Here is a 17,456-nt window from a genome sequence, read left to right as displayed (position 1 = left end):
AATCGACCCATGGCAAAAGAAGGCCGTTACCGCGATCGATCTGTGTTGATCCACGGAAAGTTCCGTTCGGAAAAGTGGGACTTCCAAGACCACATCTTGCCCCCGATCACAACCGCCGTCTCCTTCCGCTTGCGGTCTGCCGAACGCGGAGCCCAGGGGTTCCAACAGTTTGCCAACCCAGAGTTTGACCGGAACACCACCACCCCGATCTACATCTATGACCGGCTCGATGAGCCCTGCCAAGGACTCCTGGAAGAGACGCTGGCCTTCAGCGAAAAGGGAGAGTGTGCCGTGAGCTTTGCCACCGGAATGGCTGCCGTCGCCGCTGCTATCGACATCCATGTCGAATCCGGCCACCATGTCCTCTTCCATCCGGCCATCTATGGTTGCACCCATGGGCATATCACCCACTGGCTCAAACGGTTCGGGGTCCACAACGACAGTGTCAACTTCAACGATGCCGAAGCTTTGCGCCGGGCCGTGAGACCGGAAACCCGCGTCCTCTACTTTGAAACCCCTTCGAACCCGACTATGGAGTTAGTCGACATCCGAGCGGTTGTCGAACTTGTGCGGGAGATCAACGCCGGACGCGGCGACTCTGACCAAGTCGTCACCGTCGTCGACAACACATTCGCCTCGCCCTATGCCCAGCGACCATTGGAATTCGGGATCGACTTTGTCGTCCACAGTCTCACCAAGCACATCGGCGGGTTTGGGGCGACAATGGGCGGAGTTGTCATCGGTCCCAAGAAAAAAGAAAAGGACCTCCTGCTTTACCGCAAGGATTTCGGCGGGTCGCTCAGCCCGGATGCCGCTTGGCACATCCTGACCTATGGCATTCCAACCCTCGCTGTCCGCATGGAACGGCAAGAGGAATCCGCCATGCGCGTCGCAGAATTCTTAGACCTCAACTCACGGGTGCAACGGGTCGCCTATCCCGGCTTGGATTCTTTCCCCCAAAAGCAGCTGGCCCATGTGCAGATGAGGGACATCGATGGCGATTTTGCCCCCGGCGCCATGATCTATTTTGAAGTCGCCGGTAGCCCGGAAGAAAGTTACAGCCGAGCTGTCCGCGTCATCAACCATATCGCTCAGAATTCTTTGAGCATCACTTTGGCGGTTTCGCTGGGGCAAATCCGGACTCTTGTCGAGCATCCCGCTTCCATGACCCACGCCGTCGTGCCGCCAGAAGACCAGGCCAAAGCCGGGATCGCCCCCGGAGGGATCAGGCTCTCGATCGGACTCGAAGACGTCCGCGACATCTTGCGCGACCTTGAAGAAGCGCTCGAATCGGCCTACGGCAATGGTTGATGGGAAATTCTCCCTTTTGTTGGAACAAATCTTGCCGGCCCCAGGTCTAACCCAAACGGGGTTTTATCGAGGCCAGTCGCATGCCATTGACACTTAGCTTGGTGACAGGGGAGGATCTGCAGGTTTTAGAAAACCTGTTGCAGCTCTACCTGCACGAAGCATCTCGGTTTGACCCCGTAGAAATCGGTGAAGACGGCAAGTTCGACACCAGCCCTTTCACCAAATTGTTACTGACCCCGGAAGTCGATGCCTACCTGGTGAGGATCAAAGGGAAGATCGCCGGATTTGCCATCGTCAAGCCAACTTTTCAGGGCGGCGAAATCGTGGCTCGCAGCCTCACCGACCTTTTCCTTCTGGAAACCTACCGGGGGTTTGGGATCGGCGAAGAGGTCGCCCGCATGGTCTTTGACCAATCGCCCGGCCTTTGGCATTTGGAAATCTACGGCAAGCACGAAGAAGCGGCGAAGTTCTGGGCCAAGGTCATCTATCGTTACACGGGGGACGACTTCCGCCACCTGACGCGACGAGGGAACCGGTCTGAAATCTTTGAGTTCCGGTCGCCTGCGGCCCGACCCCAATATTCCGGCCCCGCCAACGAACCAGAAGCCATCATCTCGCCCCTCCCGCAAGAAACATAAGCGATTTTTCACCGAGGGTAAAGCAGTTGGGCCCCACTCCTCAAAAGGGATGTTGGGGCCCGGCGATTTCAAATCGGCCGAGTCCCACACCAAAGCGCCCCGACATGCCAAACTATTGAGCCGCAATCCGACACTTCGGTCGGTGGAGTCCGTAATTTTGGCCAAAACGACGAACGCCCAAGAATCAATCGCACGCGACTATGCCGATCGCCTTGTCTTGCAAAAGCTGACAGAACTTTATGAAGTTGTCAAGCCGAGCGAAATCGCTGACGAACTGAGCGGCCAAGGAATCGGGATTGCCGCCATCCGCGCCCTCCTTGCCTCCAACCCCGGCCGGTTCGCCTATGCCGAACGGCGCTGGATCCCGGCCTCGAGGATCGAATCTGAGGGACGACCGGTTGCCGAGAAGATCGTTGAAATGGCCACAAGGTTCGGGGCACCCATGCCCGTTTCCCTCATTGGCATCGAACTCTCCCGCACCATCGGTATCGAAGACGAAGACCGGGCTGAAGAAGTCGTCCGCCGACACGCCGGGTCCGATCCTCGGTTGGTTCTCACCATGGATGACCACGTGGTTGCCGCCAGCCTGGTTTTTGCCGCCAAAGACGAATCCATCGAGCGGGCGTTTGCCATCAACGGCGTGACCGCAGAAGAGGTTGAAGACGTTCAGAAAGCGCTTGGCAAGTTCGATTGGCGCGATGAGGACGCCATTGTCAAGGCGGTGGAAAAGGCTTCACCCGTCAGTGTCAAAGCACTTGGGGCGGCGGCATGGCTGCAACTCAACCCGCAAGATTCATTCAAACACCTGCTTTATGATTGGAAGGCCTTTAACTCGGAACTGTTGAGCATCCCAGGGTTCATCTTCTCCGTCGATGGTTACCTCTATCCGGAATCTGAAGCGAAAGGCTGGCTCGCCACGGCGGGAAAAATCGCCGGCAAACTCGACGCCGTCATCGAGATCGAAGACGCAGCCCCGCTGGAACTCAAAAAAGATGACATCGAAGGCGTCATCAAAGATATCGTCAAAGCCGATGGCTCCCTCACCGCGACAAGCCTCCTGGCCGAAAAGTTCGAAGTCACCCAAAACATCAAGACCTTCCCGGACGACCTGGAAAACATGATGAACGCCCTCAAGGCGGACTCCCGTGTCAGTTGGGTCGGCGGCGACCGGTTCCAAAAACCAGGGCTTGCCCCCGATTTCATCAACGAAGTCCCCGAGCCGTTCCAATTCCTGCAAACCGCCCACAAGCAAGAAGACGGCGATCCCGTGGACATCGAACTCACCGATGAAGGGCTCAGCAGCTCGCTTCGGAAGCTGATGGTTCACCCGCTAGCCACCGACGTCTTGGATGAAGAAATTCTGCCTTCGCCCAAAACCATGCCGGAATCGCTGCGGCTTGTCCTCAAGCCGATCCACCGTGAACTCGGCACATTCCCGCTCAGCCAGTTCCCAACTGGGTGGTTCGGCATTGAACCAAAAATCCAAGAAGTCATCTTCAGGGATTCCCAAGATCGCGAACTCCAGGTTTGGCTGAACCACGAAGCCAGGCTGATGTTCAACCTGTTCGAATGGTGGTTGGACCAACCCGTGGAATCCGGCGCGGTCTTCCAGCTCACCAAAACCGACGAGCCCAACGTCTTGGAATTCAACTGGCTGGAGCAAACCGACCCCGTCGTCTACATCTCCAACCAAAGGATTGAAGAACTCCGCGAAATCGCCAGCGGCTCGGCTGACAAATCCACGTTTGAACTGCTCACCGAAGTGATGGCGCACTGGCCCAAAGGCGCAGACTTCCTCACCGTTCTTTGGGAGCTCAACGTTGTCCGCAGAACAAGCCGGCGCATGCTGGCCTCCCTGCTCAGCAGCTATGTCTGTTTCTACCAACGGTCGGGATCGCCTGTGTGGCATTACGACCACAAAAAGGTGGAACAGGGGTTCGACAAGTCGAAGAAGAAGTTCATCAAACCGTGACCCCGACCATCGCCCCACGAGGGTTGACTTTCAGCCAACCCTCTGCCATCATCTCTAGGCTCACCCAGCGAACCATTCCATGGCCAACCTGAAATCATCCAAGAAAGACGTCAAGCGGTCCAGCAAAAAAGCCGCCGTTAACAAAAGCGTTAAGACCTCGCTGAAGACATACGTCAAAAAAGTCCGCCTCGCCGTCGACGGTGGGGATCAAAAAGCGGTCAGCGAAGCTCTCGCTCTGGCCGTTAAGAACATCGACAAAGCGGCCCAACGCGGGATCATCCACAAAAACCAGGCGTCCCGGCGCAAAAGCCGTGCCGCAAAAGCCGCGAACGCGGTTGCAAAGTAAGCCAGATTCTTGGCAGGTGGGCAAAAGTGGCCCTTGCATCGCAAGGGCCACTTTTTTTGCGTTTGGCCAACGCCAATCCAGGCCTTGTGCCCAACACCGCAAAATGTCGCCGACCCTGGACGGCGAAGGCGAGAACTTTTTTGCCCTTAATAGAGTTTAATAATATGTGGGACGAGGGTTAGCCCTCCCTCGGAAGCCACAAAGCCTCCGCAACGTTCGAGGCAAGCGGGTTCGAAACCCATCTGGCCCGCACAAACATCCTGCATTTTTTGCAGCCGTTCCGCCAGTCGGCCTTGTCCTCTCCAGCCGATTGGCGGCTTTTTGATTTTTCTAGCCCGGAAACTTTGGATAGGCGGCAATCTCGGCCCCGTCGAACCCAACGGCAGATGCAACCGCATCCCACAGCCCAACATGGGTCTCGCGAGGGATCGTCTGGAGGATCCACACGGTTTGCCGCCGGTAACGGTCTCGTTTCGGCCCCGTGCGCGTCCGCTCACTTTCCACGATGTTGCTGAGGCGGTCGCAGAGCTTTATCAGCCGGGCCATCCGAGACATCCGCCCGATTTCCTCCAGGAGGAGCCCAGTCCGCAAAGTCCAGAACTCTTCCTTCCCCATTCCCGGCTCCCGCTCCGGTTCGATCCGGGTGACCTCGGCGACCAATCCCGCAACGACCGGGCCAAACTCGCGCTGAAGGTCTTCCAATGTGGCCTGAGTGTCTTCAACCGTGTCGTGGAGGAGGGCCGCGCAAAGCACCTCTTCGTCCGTCACTCCGGCCCGGTGCCGCATGGTCAGCATCACCTCAACTGGATGGCAAGCATAAGGCACGGCGGCCTCGCCATCCCGGTATTGGCCCCGGTGCGCGTCCACACAAAAGTCCAATGCCTTCGTCAACTGGGCGAATTCAGACATTCGGCCGCGCATTTGGTCCAAAGTTCGCCGAATAGTAGTTGGTGGTGAAGCTCCCCGGGGCGGCCACCTTGTCGATGGCCTCCAAGCATTTGCCGGAAAGGGTCTTGGCGCAAGCCTCGACGCTCTGGCGCAGTTGGGCCGGGTTTTTTGCGCCGATGATGGGGACTGTCACTCCCGGTTGATTAGCAACCCAGGCAAGGCTCATTTCAGTCAGTGTCAGACCATGTTTCTTTGCCACTGCGGCCAACCGTTCGACCAACTTCCTTGATCCGGCGTTGATGCGGCCCATCGGGTCGCTTTTGCTGTACCGGCCATCTGTTGCCTTGTCGTCCAGATACTTTCCGCTGAGTTGCCCGCCTGCCAGAGGTGACCACGGGATCACCCCGTAATCGTATGTGCGGCAGAACGGGAGCAATTCCCTTTCGATCCGCCGATCCATGAGGTTATAGGGAGGTTGCTCGCAAACAAATCCCGCGGTGCCCAACATCTTGGCGACGTAGTGGGCTTCGGCAATCTGCCAAGCGGCGAAGGTCGAGCAGCCCGCATAACGGATCTTGCCGGCCCGGACCAAATCATCCAGCCCCCGCAACGTCTCGTCAATCGGGATTTCGGGCTGGGGGCGGTGAATTTGGTACAGGTCGATCCAATCTGTGCCCAACCTCTTCAAGCTGGCTTCGCACGCCTCAACCACGTGCTTGCGGCTGTTCCCCCACATATTGGGATCGGCATCGTCCATTTTCCCGTGACATTTGGATGCAATGACGAGCTGCTGCCGCACTCCCTTTGATTTTATCCATCGGCCCAAAACCTCTTCACTTACCCCGCGGGCGTAGACATCGGCCGTGTCAAAAAAATTGATCCCCAACTCCAAAGCTTCATCGGCTACCGCAAAGGAATCGCGCTCCGTCGAACCCCAATCGTCGGGGGCCCAGCCAAATGTCATCGTGCCAAGGCAAGGGTTGCTGACTTTGAGCCCGGTCCGGCCCAGGGTTCGATATTCCATCCCCCGTGTTTACCCCCAAGGCCCAGACCTTTATGCCCTTTCGGGAACAGTCCGGCACCGGCAGATCTTTCAATGGGCATGGGCAAAGGATTCCTGCGCAACCCGGTCAAACTCAGCACAGTGCTGGTCGCCACCATCGGCCTAGCCGATTTGTTGAGCACGCTTGCCCTCATCCGGCTCGGCGGAATGGAAGGGAATCCGCTTTTTGCCCACTTGCTGCACCACGGAGTCGCCACATTCGCGTTGGCAAAAGTGGCCTTTTTGGCTGGCCCGCTGGCGTTGCTCGAATACGTCCGCACAAAAAGCCCGGCTAGTGCCGAAGCCGGGACATGGGTCGCCTTTGGATTCTATGCCCTTTTATGGGGCGGGCAAATCGTCCGGCTGGGGCACATGTTCGGGTAAGGCGTGATAGACTAATTCTGTGAGGCTGACCGAAGGCTTGGGATTGGACGAGTCGGATATCCCGGCCCGCCCAATATCGCACTGGCGGTTGAGTGCACGGGTGGAAGACCACCTGTTCAACACCAAGAATGAAACGGTCGGGATCCGCGTCATCCTGTGGTCGCTTTTGGCCGTGGCAACGGTCTATATCCTCGCGTTTCTCCGGCGGTCCGACCTGAGCGAAGACGCCGTCTGGATCTTGCACCTCAAAGCCTACTTCGTTTCGGCCGTCCTGGATTCGGCCCTGTTCTACATCTATTACCGCATGCTCAACCACTTGCATTTGGGGCCCGGGCTCAAGCGGCTCAAACACAAACTGCCCGACGATTCGGCAGTTCCGGTGCGCATCACTGTGACCCAACGATCCGTCGTCACCGGCATTGACGAGGGGTACGCCTGGTTCCAAGAAGGAACGCTGTTCTACAAAGGGAGGCAGACAACATTCCGCTTGAACCGGGATGACATCCCCGCCACGTCGCTTTGGGCCAAAAAGGACCGCCCAAACCTGCGGCTCAACAAAATGCCCGAAGTCCTGCCAATCCCATATAAAGACACCGATCTGCACATCCGGTACGCCATCCTCGATTCGCAAGAAGACTTTGGAACGCGCCGGCAAGCATCCCACTTCTACAATTCACTTGTCAATTGGCTGGGCACCCGGCCCGAAGGGTCGTGGGAATCGCTCCTCCCGCCGACCGACCTCCACCCCGGCTTTTGGCCTGGCACCCGTCAGGCCAAGGAACCCGTTTTTGCCGGGGCCGCTCTTTGCGCGGTCAACTTGGCCATTGTCGTCTTGATGAATGTCGGCGTGGATTACCGGTCATCGGCAACGCCGTTCGTGGCGATCTGTACCATCCTCCATTTGGTTTTGCTCTACTTCTCCCTCCGCCTGATCCTCACGGCCATGCAGTCCTACCGGTTGCGGAGCCACCTGGCCCAAAACCCAGAAATCATCTGAACCGCCGCCTCCCTCCGGGACACTCACTTTGCGGATCGGCCCAATGAGCTCACTTGCAGATCAAGCCAAAACCGGCGACCCCGAAGCCTTGCGGAAATTGGTGTGCGAACACTATGCGCAAGTCTTCCGGTTCTGTGCCCGACGCGTCGGGCCGCAGGCGGCCGCCGACCTCACCCAAGAGGTTTTCCTCACCATGCAACAGTCAATCAAACGATTTGAAGAACGTTCGAGTTTTTCGACCTGGTTGTTGGGAATCGCCAACAACCATTGCCGAACCTTCTCGCGGACGAAAAAGACCGAATGGCTCTCCCTCGACAACTGGTTCGAACCGAGTGCCACATTCGAAAGCCGCGTCATCGACCGAGAATTCGTCAATGCCGCCCTATCCAAACTTAGCGCCGAACACCGGGAGGTTGTTGTCTTGCATGAACTCGATGGCCTGAGCTACCCAGAAATCTCCCAACTCCTCGGAGTACCCCAAGGAACGGTCAAATCCCGACTCCACCACGCCTTCCAAAACCTTCGCAAGTCCTGCGTCCACCCGGGGGCCAGCGCATGAACGACCACCTCAAATTCTACATCGACAACGAGATCTCCGACGACGACCGCGCCAAACTCGATGCCGAGCTTTCGGACAATGCCGCCCTGTTGACCGAGCTTGACGAGCTTAGGGGAATCGGGCACTATTTGGAAGCGAGTGCCAAGCCCATCGAAATCAAAGGTCTGGAAAAGACGCTCGCCGCCCTTGGTGGCAAGGCCAAGCGCGTGCCGTGGTATCGGACGCCCTATGCCGTCCTGGCCGGGGCCACTTGCGTTGTCGCCTTGGGCATGGCCATGCTGCCCCAGGGCCTCTCCGGAATGGCCCAGGATACCGGGGCAACGGCGTCCAGCCCTGTCATGTCGAAGTCTGCCGCCCCGATGCCGGAAGAGTCGTTCAACCAGGCGAACCCCGCGGCCGACGCATCTGCCGACAAGGACCTGGCTAAAGGCGGTGAGATGGCGGGTGCCGTCGGCAATGTGCCTACCCGAACGCAAGAATCCAAGCCGGCCGCGCCGGAGATTTCGGTACCGAACCGGCAAGTCATCAAAACCGGCAACTTGAATGTCCGGGTGAAAGAACTCAACCCGGCAGCAGACCGGGTGGAAGCCATCGCCAAACAGTATGGCGGTTATCTGGAATCCAAATCCGTCAGCGGGAGTGGCGCGAGCAAATATGCCAGCTTCACAGTTCGCGTGGACAGCCGGTTCTTTGACCAGGCCATGAAGAGCCTCCGCGATCTCGGGGACGTCACAAACGAGTCGGTCACCGGACAAGATGTGACGGGTCAAGTCGCCGACACCCAAGCCCGGCTCAAGCAAATGCGCTTGGAAGAAGCCCAATACCAAGAAGTCCTCAAGTCCGCCCGGAAGATCGACGACATCTTGCAAGTCAAACAGTACATCAGCGATATCCGCCAAGAGATCGAAGCGACAGAAGCCCAGCTCAAAACCCTCAAATCGTTGAGCAACCTGAGCACTATCGGCGTCACGTTGGAGCAACGCGAAACCGTCAGCCCGGCCCCGCGCACCGATTGGCTGTCCAACACGTGGATCAGGGCCATGAACCGATTTGGCGACTTTGGCCGGGTTGTGGTTTCGGCTGCCATCAACATCGTGGTCTTGGCCCCCTTCTGGGGACCGTTCGCCCTCGCAATCTGGTGGTGGAGCCGTCGCAAGAACCGGCGGTGAAACTGAAATCCCCAAGGTATGCGGCCCTCCCCATAGTGGGGAGGGCCGCATACCTGAATATCCAACCCTATCCTCGTTCACCTAAGCAGGTGGCCTAAGGAAGCGGCCAGAATTATTCGGTTGGGTCGCCGGCCGGAGCAGGTTCCTCTGGCTTCAATTCTGCGCCGGCAAGGGCGACGAACAAGTCGCCGTTGACCGCGCTGACATCCAGGACTCCCGTGCCTTCTCCCAGCGTTCCCGAGCATTTCATCGGTTCAATGTTCGAATCTGCCAGTGGGAGTTTGCAATCCACGTGCCCACGCAATGTGCTCAGGTTCACGCGGGCGTCGGAACCATCGGGAACATGGAATGTCACATCCCCGCTGACGGTGCGGATGTTCACAGATCCGGTCACCGGCTCAAGGAAATCAGCCGTCACATCGCCGCTTGCCGCCTCCACAGAGAGCGTCCGGCCGCGGAAACCGTAAAGCGTGACGTCACCGCTGGCTGTCCGGATATTGGCCGGGCCCTGCACATGGTCGTAGACGATGTCCCCGCTCTTGATTTCCACCTGCGACGATTTGACCACACTGTGCCGCAGCCTCACTTCGCCCGAGCTCAAAACCACCTCAACGGTGCCCGCTGCCTGCTCGATCCTAACGTCGCCACTGGCTGCCGTGACCTTGACGCTGGCAAACGTATCGGTGACAAAGGTGTCCCCGCTGGCAGTGCGCACGGTGACCGGGATCCCCTTGGCCAACTTGACCACGATATCGGCCACGACGCCGTTTTGGTCGAGCTGCTTAAGCGTCACGGAATCATCGCTTTCTTCCAAGCTGGGCGTGAAACGGTCGGCCATCTCGTTCGCCTCTTGATTGTTGTAGCTGCGGAAACCGGCTTCGATGTGGACCGATCCAATTTCGTGGCCGCCTTCGATCCGGATGTCGCCGTGGTACGCCTCAACGATAAACGTTTTGCCTTCGGGAACTTGCAGGGGCAACTCAACCGTCCGAGTCACTTGGGGGGTGAACATGGAACCAAACGGCCCCTTGCCCTTGCTAGCGTCATTGGCTGCCTCTTTGATGGCATCCACACCTTTGCCGACCCCAAGCCTGACCTGGTTGGAGATTTCCTTCCAATCGATCGAGCCAGCCACTTCTTTCGTCGCCTTTTCAATTGATCCGATTAGTTTGGAAAACGGATCCTGGTGGCTTTCGGCCTTCGGCGGGGCTTCCGCAGCCGCGCCTTCTGGCCCGGGTGTTGCCCCGGGGGCTTCTTTTTGCCCCAAATCTTCGGCGGGCCCCTCTTCAGGAGCCTCTTGGAATGCCTCGATGAGCTCGGCGGCGTCCTCGGGCGAGAGCTTCCCGTCCTTCACCAATTGCATGATCCTGCGGATTTCGTCCTTCACTTTGCCCCTACCTTTTTGAGTTGTTCTTTTGCTTCGGCGGCGCTGATCTCGCCCTCTTCCAGCTGTTTCAAAATCTTCGCCTTCTCTTCGGCCCGGTCCGTGCGGCGATCCCCCTTGTAGGGTTCAAGGCCCATGTCGTGCAACAAGGCGTCGATGCGGTTCCGCACCGTAGGGTAGCTGATTCCCAGCTCTTTTTCGATTGTGCTGATCACCCCTCGGGCCCGCAGGAAAACCGTCAGGAACTCCTTCTGTTCGTCGCTCAGTTCTGCTGATTCCGGCATTGCGAACCGGCCCCGAATCACCACTCCCGACTCTTCCGAAGTCAGCTCCGAGACGTACATCTTTTCGCCGGTGACCGGGCAAGCCTTGGGAATCGGGTGCAACGTGTCTTTTCCTTTCATTCGCACCATGCTCCTTCTACTTCGAACATTCTCAGAAAGATGCGTGCCAACTTGAGAATTCCTGAACTTCAGGCCAATTGTATCTGAAAATTATTGATCGAATCCCAGACTTTTGTCACGGTGATGTCGCTCACCGACCCATCCAAACCCGGTTCGATCACCCTTAGGTTGCGGACGGGCGGGGCCCAAAGGCGGTGGATGCCGTGGCGGAACAGCCCGACAACCGGGGTTTCGGTGGAACAGGCGAAATGCAGGATTCCGTTGTCCAGCGTCACCACCAGCTGGGTGTGAGCCAGCGCCCCCACAACCTGCGGCAGGGTGAATTCTCCGCGCAAGTCTTCGACTGGGGCCTCGGCAACAAGCCGGCTTTCATCGTCGCCTCCTTGCCAAAATTGGCTCCCCTGCTTGGGTTTGGCCCCAACCAAGCCAACCGTCCGCCCCGATTCGGCCACTCGGTGCACGAGATCCAGCCAGTTCTCCAACGGCCACAGCTTTTCCGGCAAGCTTGCCGAAGCCGAGATGATCACATCCGGAACGTCGCGGGCGGGGTCATGTTGGGGCAGCCGATATGGCGGGATCGGGCCGTCCCAATAGCAGCACCGGCAAACGATCTCGGCAATATGTCCGGTGCTGAGAAAGGGATAGTCGATGCGCAGGTTTTCTCGCGTCCACTTTTTGTCAGACCACAACCGTCCCTCCGGAGAGTTTCCAAAGGGCAGATCGCCACGCCCGTCTGAGTTCGCGGCCGGGCCAACCGCAAATCCGGCATCGCCAGCCAAAATGGGCACCAGGCTCTTGGCCCACGCGGCGTTTTCCATATTGACAACAAGGTCATAAGGTTCCCGTGCCAAAACCCGGTGGGCGACTTCGCGTGGCCCGTCGCCATAAACAGGGATCGCCTCATCAAACCAGGGGCATTCCGAGGCGATTTCCAAAACGCGGTTCCCCGTGAAGCCATCCAAAACTGCCGGATTCAACATTTCCCGCAACACCTGGGCAACCGGGCTCGACACCGCAAAGTTCCCTAGCGCATCGTTGGCGATGAGCGCGATGCGCGGTCGGTTGGGCAACCCTTCGCCCAAGTAGCGGTGCATATGCCCCAGTCTATCACGGGCCGAACCGGCACTCAGGTAAATTCCGCGAGTCCAATGCCCACCTTTTTGGGAATCGACTGCGGCGGCTCGACAACCAGGGCCTTGCTCGTAGACGCGGGCAATGCCGCCCTTCACCGAGGCCGATCTGGCCCCGGCAACTTGGCATCCACACCCCAAGTCGAAATCGAACGCCACATCCGCGAAGCCGTCGGCGAGGGCCCCGCACCCCACTACGCCGTCGCTTGCTTTGCCGGGCTGCTGACGGATGCCGACCGGCAACGGGCCCTCGTCCTTTTGGAAAGCATCTTGCCGGGGGCAAAGATCCAGGCCTATGCTGACTACTGGGGGAGCCTGGAAGCCGAACCTGGCACCGATATCGTTGTGATCGCCGGAACCGGTTCCTTGATTGCCTCCAAAACTGATGGCGGTTGCATCAAATCCGGAGGGGGAGGCCCCCTACTCGGCGACTTCGGTTCGGCATTCGACATCGGCCGCCGGGCGCTTGGGAAAACCGTCCTCGCCGCCGACCCGGCCGAAGCCAGCCCGATCTTTTGGCAAAGTGTAAGCGAGGTGTTTGGTACCGATGAGCCAAACCAGGTTTTGGCCGCCGTCTACCGCTCCGTTTCGCCGGCAGCCCGGGTCGCCCGGCTGGCCCCCGCCGTGGCCCTGGATGCCGCACGCGGCCTGCAATACGCCAGGGATTCGGTGGATCAAGCGTTGAGTTCCCTTGCCCAAGCCACATGGCAACACATCCAAAAGCACATCCCCGCCGATGACGAAGGCAACCCCATCCAACTCAGACTCTCCGGAGGGCTTTGGGAAATCGACGACGAGGCCATGGTTCGCGGATTCAAAGCGCAAATGGATACCCTTGCCCCCCGGAACCTCCAACGGCCAGTTGCCGTTGAAAGACTGTCGGCCGAACCTGTCGAAGGTGCGGTGGCCCTGGCGAAGAAACTCGCCGAAAAAGACAACAGAGCATGAACACCGAATCGCGGAACCCCCGGTCCATCGGACTCGACAAGCTCGGCGCCGAACAAATCGTGCGTTTGATGAACGAAGAGGAGCAGGCGGTTATGCGGGCTCTTCAGCAAGCGGAAAAACCGATTGCCGTCGCAATCGAAAAGGCCGCCGCCGCGTTCCAGAGCGGGGGCCGGATCATCTATGTCGGCGCCGGCACCTCCGGGAGGGTCGCGACAATGGATGCTGCCGAAATGCCGCCCACTTTTGGCATTGAGCCAGACCGGTTTGTCGCTCTGATGGCCGGTGGCGGGGATGCCGGTGGAAAGGCCATCGAAAATGCTGAAGACGAAGAACACACCGCCATCAGCAGCTTGAATGCGCTCAACCTCACCCGGAACGACATCGTGATCGGCATCGCCGCCTCTGGCCGGACCCCTTACGTGTTGGCGGCTTGCCGCCACGCCCGGCAAAAGGGAGTGTGGACTTGCGGCATTGCCAATAACCCCAAAGCCCCGCTATTCGACCAAGTGGAGCATGCCATTCTCATCGAGACCGGCCCCGAGGTTCTCACCGGTTCCACCCGCCTCAAAGCCGGCACTGCCCAAAAACTCGTCCTCAACCGGATCTCGACGGGCGCCATGGTTCTCAGCGGAAAAGTTATTGAGAATTTGATGGTCGATGTCAAAGCCACCAACGCCAAGCTCAAGGATCGATGCATCCGGATTTTGTGCGACCTCACGCCCTGCACCCAAGAAGAAGCTCGCGATCTGCTTGAACAAAACGGGTGGCAAGTCCGGGCCGCCATCCAAGCGCTCAAACAGAACGCTTCATTCTAGATCCGGTAATCGACGGGACGACGCACCGCCTGCCGGAGGGCGGTCATGATTCGTTGGAACAGATTGGCCCGATTGGCGGGCCGCCAAAGTTCGCGGAGCTCCGGCTGCCTGAGCGCCAGCTCCGCCAAACGCAACCTGACCAGTCGGCCATCGGTTTCAAACTGGCCAGACCACCGGCACGCAAAGCACTCGTCGTTTTCAGAAACATTCAAACACCCGCACAAGGGGCAGGCCTTGAGCTTTTTGATGGAATTCCAATCCCGCAGGTGGGCCATCGTCGTGTGGGTGAGTCGCGTTTTTGGCATTGCGTCTTTCTTAGATTTTTGGCGGGGGATGTTTTGTTCCTCAGCAGATTTGCGGACCCAAAAACCACCCTAATGCGGAAGTAGGCCCCGAACCGATAATCCCGATTGGAGCCCTAGAAGATGAGCGCACTTGGAATGATCGCCTACTTGGTCGGCGCCTTGATCGTCGGCGGAGCCGCCACAATCGTGATGTCCATCTTCCGCAGCGTTAAGAAGCACGACGAATTCCGCTCTTGGCGGTGGATGGCCCTTTTCGCCCTGATCGCCGCTGTCGGGCCCTACGTCTATGCCGAAGTCAGGACACAAATGAACGGCGAAGGGATGGCCGACGCCGCCGCCGCCGTCTTCAAATCCGCAAAGGTTAATGGCAAGGTCAGTTACTACAAAGTGATGCAAAGCGACGACAAAGTCGCCAAAATCATCGTCGTCGGCAAAGAAAAGACCTCGATCAACGACAACGAAAGCATCGTCATTCAGGCCACGCTGAAACGCGACCCGAAAAAGGGTTGGAAAGCCGATACGTTCGAAATCGTCGACTCGTTCGACCGGGGCAAAGACGGCGTGACCTTTCCGCCTTATTGGTAACTCCGCCGCACTCTTCGCGCTTCCGACGGCCGGCAACGGTGCCGCCCGGGGCGGAGGAGGCCCGCAAGGGCCGACGAGGGAGTGGCCCCGGGCCGGGCGGCTCCGGCCAAAGCGGCCATAATCTCATCCGATGACCCTGCGGGAAGTCCTCCATGCCCATATCCCGACCCTCACGGCCGAAAGCACCGTCCGTGACGCGGTGGACAAAATGGACATCTACCAGTTCCCCGCCCTCGTCATCGTCGACCACGATTTGCGCCCAACCCATGTCCTCACGGAGGGAGACCTCGCTCGGGCAACATTGAAAACCGGCAAAGTCACCGCCATCGGCCAGGAGCCCGCTTACCTCTTTGCCACAGAAAAGCCGACCGTTGCCAGCGCCGCCTCCGAAATCAGCGACGCCCTGCACCAAATGCTCGGCCAGGGTTTGACAATCCTGCCCGTAGTCGAATCTGGAGTCCTCCTCGGGGTCGTCCTCCGCATCGATTTGATGCAGGCCCTGCTCATGGATTCTGCCAGCTGAAACTCCATGGTCACCCTCGCCCTAATCCTTGCCCAAACTGCCGAAACCAAGCCCGCGCGGATAGAAGTCATCACTCCGATTCATTCGGAAAGCTTTAACAAAAACGGCACCGCCAAAGTCCGCAAGCAAGGGGGGAACCCCCGCACCACCGGCGGAATCTTGACTTTTGATGGGAGCACCGATGGGAACCGGCAAGTCGACCCCCAGATTGCTGTCGGGGGAGGATATGTCCTCCACGGGACAAACAGCGGCCTTGTCATCTACGATAAGAAAGGCAATTACGTCCAAGGCGTCCCCCAATCTGAGTTCAATTCAGGAATAGATCCTAAACTCATCTATAGCATTCATGGCCGGTTTTTTGGATTCGAACTGTGGAACCCTTGGGATAAAGAAGGGAAAAAGCCCGTGAACGTCTCCATATCGCAAGGCCAAAATCCGACCGGCCCCTGGAACACCTATGCCGTCCCGGCACCCAATGGCGTGGATGGCGGTGCCATTGGCTATAGCGGCAAATGGATTGGGGTTTCGTTCCCGGGAGGATCGGAACAGACCTTTGTGATGAAGGTCAGCGAGGTGACGGCTGGCAAGCCCGCCACCGTCTTCCACTTTTCTGGGAGCCTCGGCCATCCTGTCTACACCCAAGACAGCCAGGATGACCTTTACTTTGTCAAACTCACGGACCAAGACATCGTCTTGACTCGGGTATCCGAGAGCCGGGACGGAACCCCATACATCGTCTCCGTCACCCGAAAGCCGCACTCCATCCCCAACTTTGCCTATCCCCCAGCCTCCCCGATGAAAGGCGTCGCGGTTCGCACTGCTTCCGGCGACCGGAACCCCAAAAATCTCGTCATCCAAAGCGGATCGCTTTGGTTCTCGCAAACTGTCAATGTCAGCGGCCGAGCCGGCGTGCAATGGCACCAATATGGGCTCGATGGCTCCCGCATCCAGTTTGGGCAACTGGCAAGCCCGACCAGCAGCTACATCCAAACGACCTTGGCCGTCAACCGCCAAAACGATGTCCTTGTTGGATTCCAGGAAACCAGCCCCGAAATGTTCATCAGTGCCAGGGCGGCAATTCGCCAAGCCGGCGACGAGCCAGGCACTTTGGGGCGGTTTTACAATCTGGCCGAAGGGATTGCAGCAACCGAAGGCGGGGCCTGGGGCGATTACAGCGGCTCAGTTGTCGATGGCGACAATCTCACCGACCTGTGGACGATTCAAAGTTATGCCAACTCCCAAGGCAAAGGCAGCACCGTGATCGCCAAAATCCCAATGAAAAAGCAATAGCGCGCTTCAAGGGTCAAACGGGCTCGCCCAGATACGCCTCGATCACCTTGGGGTCGTTGCGGATCTCGTCCGGGCCACCATAGGCGATCTCCTCGCCGTGGTCAAGCACCACGATCTTCTCACACAGGTTCATGACGAATTTCATGTCATGTTCGATGAGGAGAACCGTTTTCTCGAACTCGTCCCGGATGCGGTGGACCACGGCCCGCAACTCGTCCTTTTCTTGGGGGTTCATCCCGGCGGCCGGTTCATCCAGCAGGATGAGTTTGGGGTCGGTCGCCATCGCCCGGGCAATCTCTAGCCGGCGTTGTTTGCCATAACTCATGTCTGCCGATCGCGTGTGTGCCTCTTCGGCCAGATCGACCACGCTCAAAAGCTCCATCGACTTCTTACGGAGTTCAGCGGTTTCTTTGATGGCCCGAGGCGTGAGGAGGAATCCGCTCAGGAGGGATGTCTGGTGCCGCAGATAGGCCCCCACCATCACATTTTCCAAAGCACTGAGCGCGCTAAAAAGCCGGATGTTCTGGAACGTCCGGCAAATCCCCGTTTGCGCGATCCGGTTCGGCGGGAGCCCAGAGATGTCCCGGCCCTCGAAAATCACGTTCCCTTCGGTCGGCTTGTAAACGCCCGTGATCATGTTGAAGCAGGTCGTCTTACCGGCCCCGTTCGGCCCGATCAAGCCAAAAAGGTCTCCCTTTTCAATATCAAAGTTGACCTTGTTCACGGCCGTCAACCCGCCAAAGCGGATCGTCACATCTTTCATGCT

20 protein-coding genes are annotated in these 17,456 nt (G+C 58.4%); 13 read left to right on the top strand and 7 right to left on the bottom strand.

The window, feature by feature from the left end:
- Positions 1–9: 9 nt before the first annotated feature.
- From JNM28_05320 to rpsT, 4 genes are all read left to right on the top strand, one after another.
- Positions 10–1,311 (top strand): PLP-dependent transferase, encoded by a 1,302-nt coding sequence (locus tag JNM28_05320; protein MBL8067848.1) that lies wholly within the window; start codon positions 10–12, stop codon positions 1,309–1,311.
- 80 nt (positions 1,312–1,391) lie between these two features.
- Positions 1,392–1,949 (top strand): hypothetical protein, encoded by a 558-nt coding sequence (locus JNM28_05315; protein ID MBL8067847.1) that lies wholly within the window; start codon positions 1,392–1,394, stop codon positions 1,947–1,949.
- A 142-nt stretch (positions 1,950–2,091) separates the two neighbouring features.
- The gene (locus JNM28_05310) at positions 2,092–3,921 is read left to right on the top strand and encodes a hypothetical protein (protein ID MBL8067846.1); all 1,830 of its coding nucleotides are present in this window, start codon (positions 2,092–2,094) and stop codon (positions 3,919–3,921) included.
- A gap of 79 nt (positions 3,922–4,000) precedes the next feature.
- Positions 4,001–4,267 (top strand): 30S ribosomal protein S20, encoded by a 267-nt coding sequence (rpsT, locus tag JNM28_05305; protein MBL8067845.1) that lies wholly within the window; start codon positions 4,001–4,003, stop codon positions 4,265–4,267.
- Positions 4,268–4,597: 330 nt separating this feature from the next.
- On the opposite strand, the gene JNM28_05300 is transcribed toward rpsT, so the two are convergent.
- Together JNM28_05300 and JNM28_05295 are read right to left on the bottom strand one after the other, a co-directional pair.
- Entirely contained in the window at positions 4,598–5,176 is a 579-nt protein-coding gene (locus tag JNM28_05300; GenBank protein ID MBL8067844.1) for a bifunctional (p)ppGpp synthetase/guanosine-3',5'-bis(diphosphate) 3'-pyrophosphohydrolase, read from the bottom strand.
- Positions 5,169–6,179, bottom strand: a complete 1,011-nt coding sequence (locus tag JNM28_05295) for an aldo/keto reductase (protein ID MBL8067843.1) — start codon at positions 6,177–6,179, stop codon at positions 5,169–5,171. Before JNM28_05295 ends, JNM28_05300 begins: the two co-directional genes overlap by 8 nt.
- Positions 6,180–6,257: 78 nt before the next feature.
- Here JNM28_05295 and JNM28_05290 point away from each other — a divergent pair, with 78 nt between their 5' ends.
- Genes JNM28_05290 through JNM28_05275 form a run of 4 tightly spaced genes read left to right on the top strand, consistent with a single transcriptional unit; the run spans position 6,258 to position 9,306 of the window.
- Positions 6,258–6,581 (top strand): hypothetical protein, encoded by a 324-nt coding sequence (locus tag JNM28_05290; protein ID MBL8067842.1) that lies wholly within the window; start codon positions 6,258–6,260, stop codon positions 6,579–6,581.
- 19 nt (positions 6,582–6,600) lie between these two features.
- Positions 6,601–7,578: a hypothetical protein gene (locus JNM28_05285; protein ID MBL8067841.1), complete on the top strand. Its 978-nt coding sequence runs from the start codon at positions 6,601–6,603 to the stop codon at positions 7,576–7,578.
- 43 nt (positions 7,579–7,621) lie between these two features.
- On the top strand, positions 7,622–8,137 hold the full coding sequence (locus tag JNM28_05280) for an RNA polymerase sigma factor (GenBank protein ID MBL8067840.1): 516 nt from the start codon (positions 7,622–7,624) through the stop codon (positions 8,135–8,137).
- On the top strand, positions 8,134–9,306 hold the full coding sequence (locus JNM28_05275; protein ID MBL8067839.1) for a DUF4349 domain-containing protein: 1,173 nt from the start codon (positions 8,134–8,136) through the stop codon (positions 9,304–9,306). The genes JNM28_05280 and JNM28_05275 overlap by 4 nt, the downstream gene beginning before the upstream one ends.
- 112 nt (positions 9,307–9,418) lie before the next feature.
- Here the strand turns inward: JNM28_05275 and JNM28_05270 are convergent, their stop codons facing one another.
- The 3 genes from JNM28_05270 to JNM28_05260 form a co-directional block, all read right to left on the bottom strand.
- Positions 9,419–10,693 carry a DUF4097 family beta strand repeat protein gene (locus JNM28_05270; protein ID MBL8067838.1) on the bottom strand — a complete coding sequence of 425 codons (1,275 nt, stop codon included), beginning with the start codon at positions 10,691–10,693 and terminating at the stop codon, positions 9,419–9,421.
- Complete coding sequence (locus JNM28_05265) at positions 10,690–11,094, bottom strand: DUF2089 domain-containing protein (GenBank protein ID MBL8067837.1); 405 nt, start codon at positions 11,092–11,094, stop codon at positions 10,690–10,692. Before JNM28_05265 ends, JNM28_05270 begins: the two co-directional genes overlap by 4 nt.
- A 68-nt stretch (positions 11,095–11,162) precedes the next feature.
- Positions 11,163–12,188, bottom strand: coding sequence for a glycosyltransferase family 9 protein (locus JNM28_05260; GenBank protein ID MBL8067836.1), 1,026 nt, complete (start codon positions 12,186–12,188; stop codon positions 11,163–11,165).
- Positions 12,189–12,242: 54 nt separating this feature from the next.
- On the opposite strand from JNM28_05260, the gene JNM28_05255 reads away from it, so the two are divergent.
- Both JNM28_05255 and murQ read left to right on the top strand, forming a co-directional pair.
- Positions 12,243–13,172 carry a hypothetical protein gene (locus tag JNM28_05255; GenBank protein MBL8067835.1) on the top strand — a complete coding sequence of 310 codons (930 nt, stop codon included), beginning with the start codon at positions 12,243–12,245 and terminating at the stop codon, positions 13,170–13,172.
- Positions 13,169–13,987 carry an N-acetylmuramic acid 6-phosphate etherase gene (gene murQ / locus JNM28_05250; protein MBL8067834.1) on the top strand — a complete coding sequence of 273 codons (819 nt, stop codon included), beginning with the start codon at positions 13,169–13,171 and terminating at the stop codon, positions 13,985–13,987. Before JNM28_05255 ends, murQ begins: the two co-directional genes overlap by 4 nt.
- Here the strand turns inward: murQ and JNM28_05245 are convergent.
- Complete coding sequence (locus tag JNM28_05245; GenBank protein MBL8067833.1) at positions 13,984–14,292, bottom strand: hypothetical protein; 309 nt, start codon at positions 14,290–14,292, stop codon at positions 13,984–13,986. The two genes, murQ and JNM28_05245, sit on opposite strands and share 4 nt — an antisense overlap.
- A gap of 120 nt (positions 14,293–14,412) precedes the next feature.
- On the opposite strand from JNM28_05245, the gene JNM28_05240 reads away from it, so the two are divergent.
- From JNM28_05240 to JNM28_05230, 3 genes are all read left to right on the top strand, one after another.
- Positions 14,413–14,877: a hypothetical protein gene (locus JNM28_05240; GenBank protein ID MBL8067832.1), complete on the top strand. Its 465-nt coding sequence runs from the start codon at positions 14,413–14,415 to the stop codon at positions 14,875–14,877.
- Positions 14,878–15,007: 130 nt separating this feature from the next.
- Complete coding sequence (locus JNM28_05235) at positions 15,008–15,400, top strand: CBS domain-containing protein (GenBank protein MBL8067831.1); 393 nt, start codon at positions 15,008–15,010, stop codon at positions 15,398–15,400.
- Between the two features lie 6 nt (positions 15,401–15,406).
- Positions 15,407–16,690 (top strand): hypothetical protein, encoded by a 1,284-nt coding sequence (locus JNM28_05230; protein MBL8067830.1) that lies wholly within the window; start codon positions 15,407–15,409, stop codon positions 16,688–16,690.
- A 13-nt stretch (positions 16,691–16,703) separates the two neighbouring features.
- On the opposite strand, the gene JNM28_05225 is transcribed toward JNM28_05230, so the two are convergent.
- On the bottom strand, positions 16,704–17,453 hold the full coding sequence (locus JNM28_05225) for an ABC transporter ATP-binding protein (protein ID MBL8067829.1): 750 nt from the start codon (positions 17,451–17,453) through the stop codon (positions 16,704–16,706).
- Between the last annotated feature and the right edge of the window lie 3 nt (positions 17,454–17,456).

Source organism: Armatimonadota bacterium, assembly GCA_016789105.1.
Classification (GTDB): Bacteria; Armatimonadota; Fimbriimonadia; order Fimbriimonadales; family Fimbriimonadaceae; genus UphvI-Ar2.
This window is presented reverse-complemented; position numbering and strand designations above follow the sequence as displayed.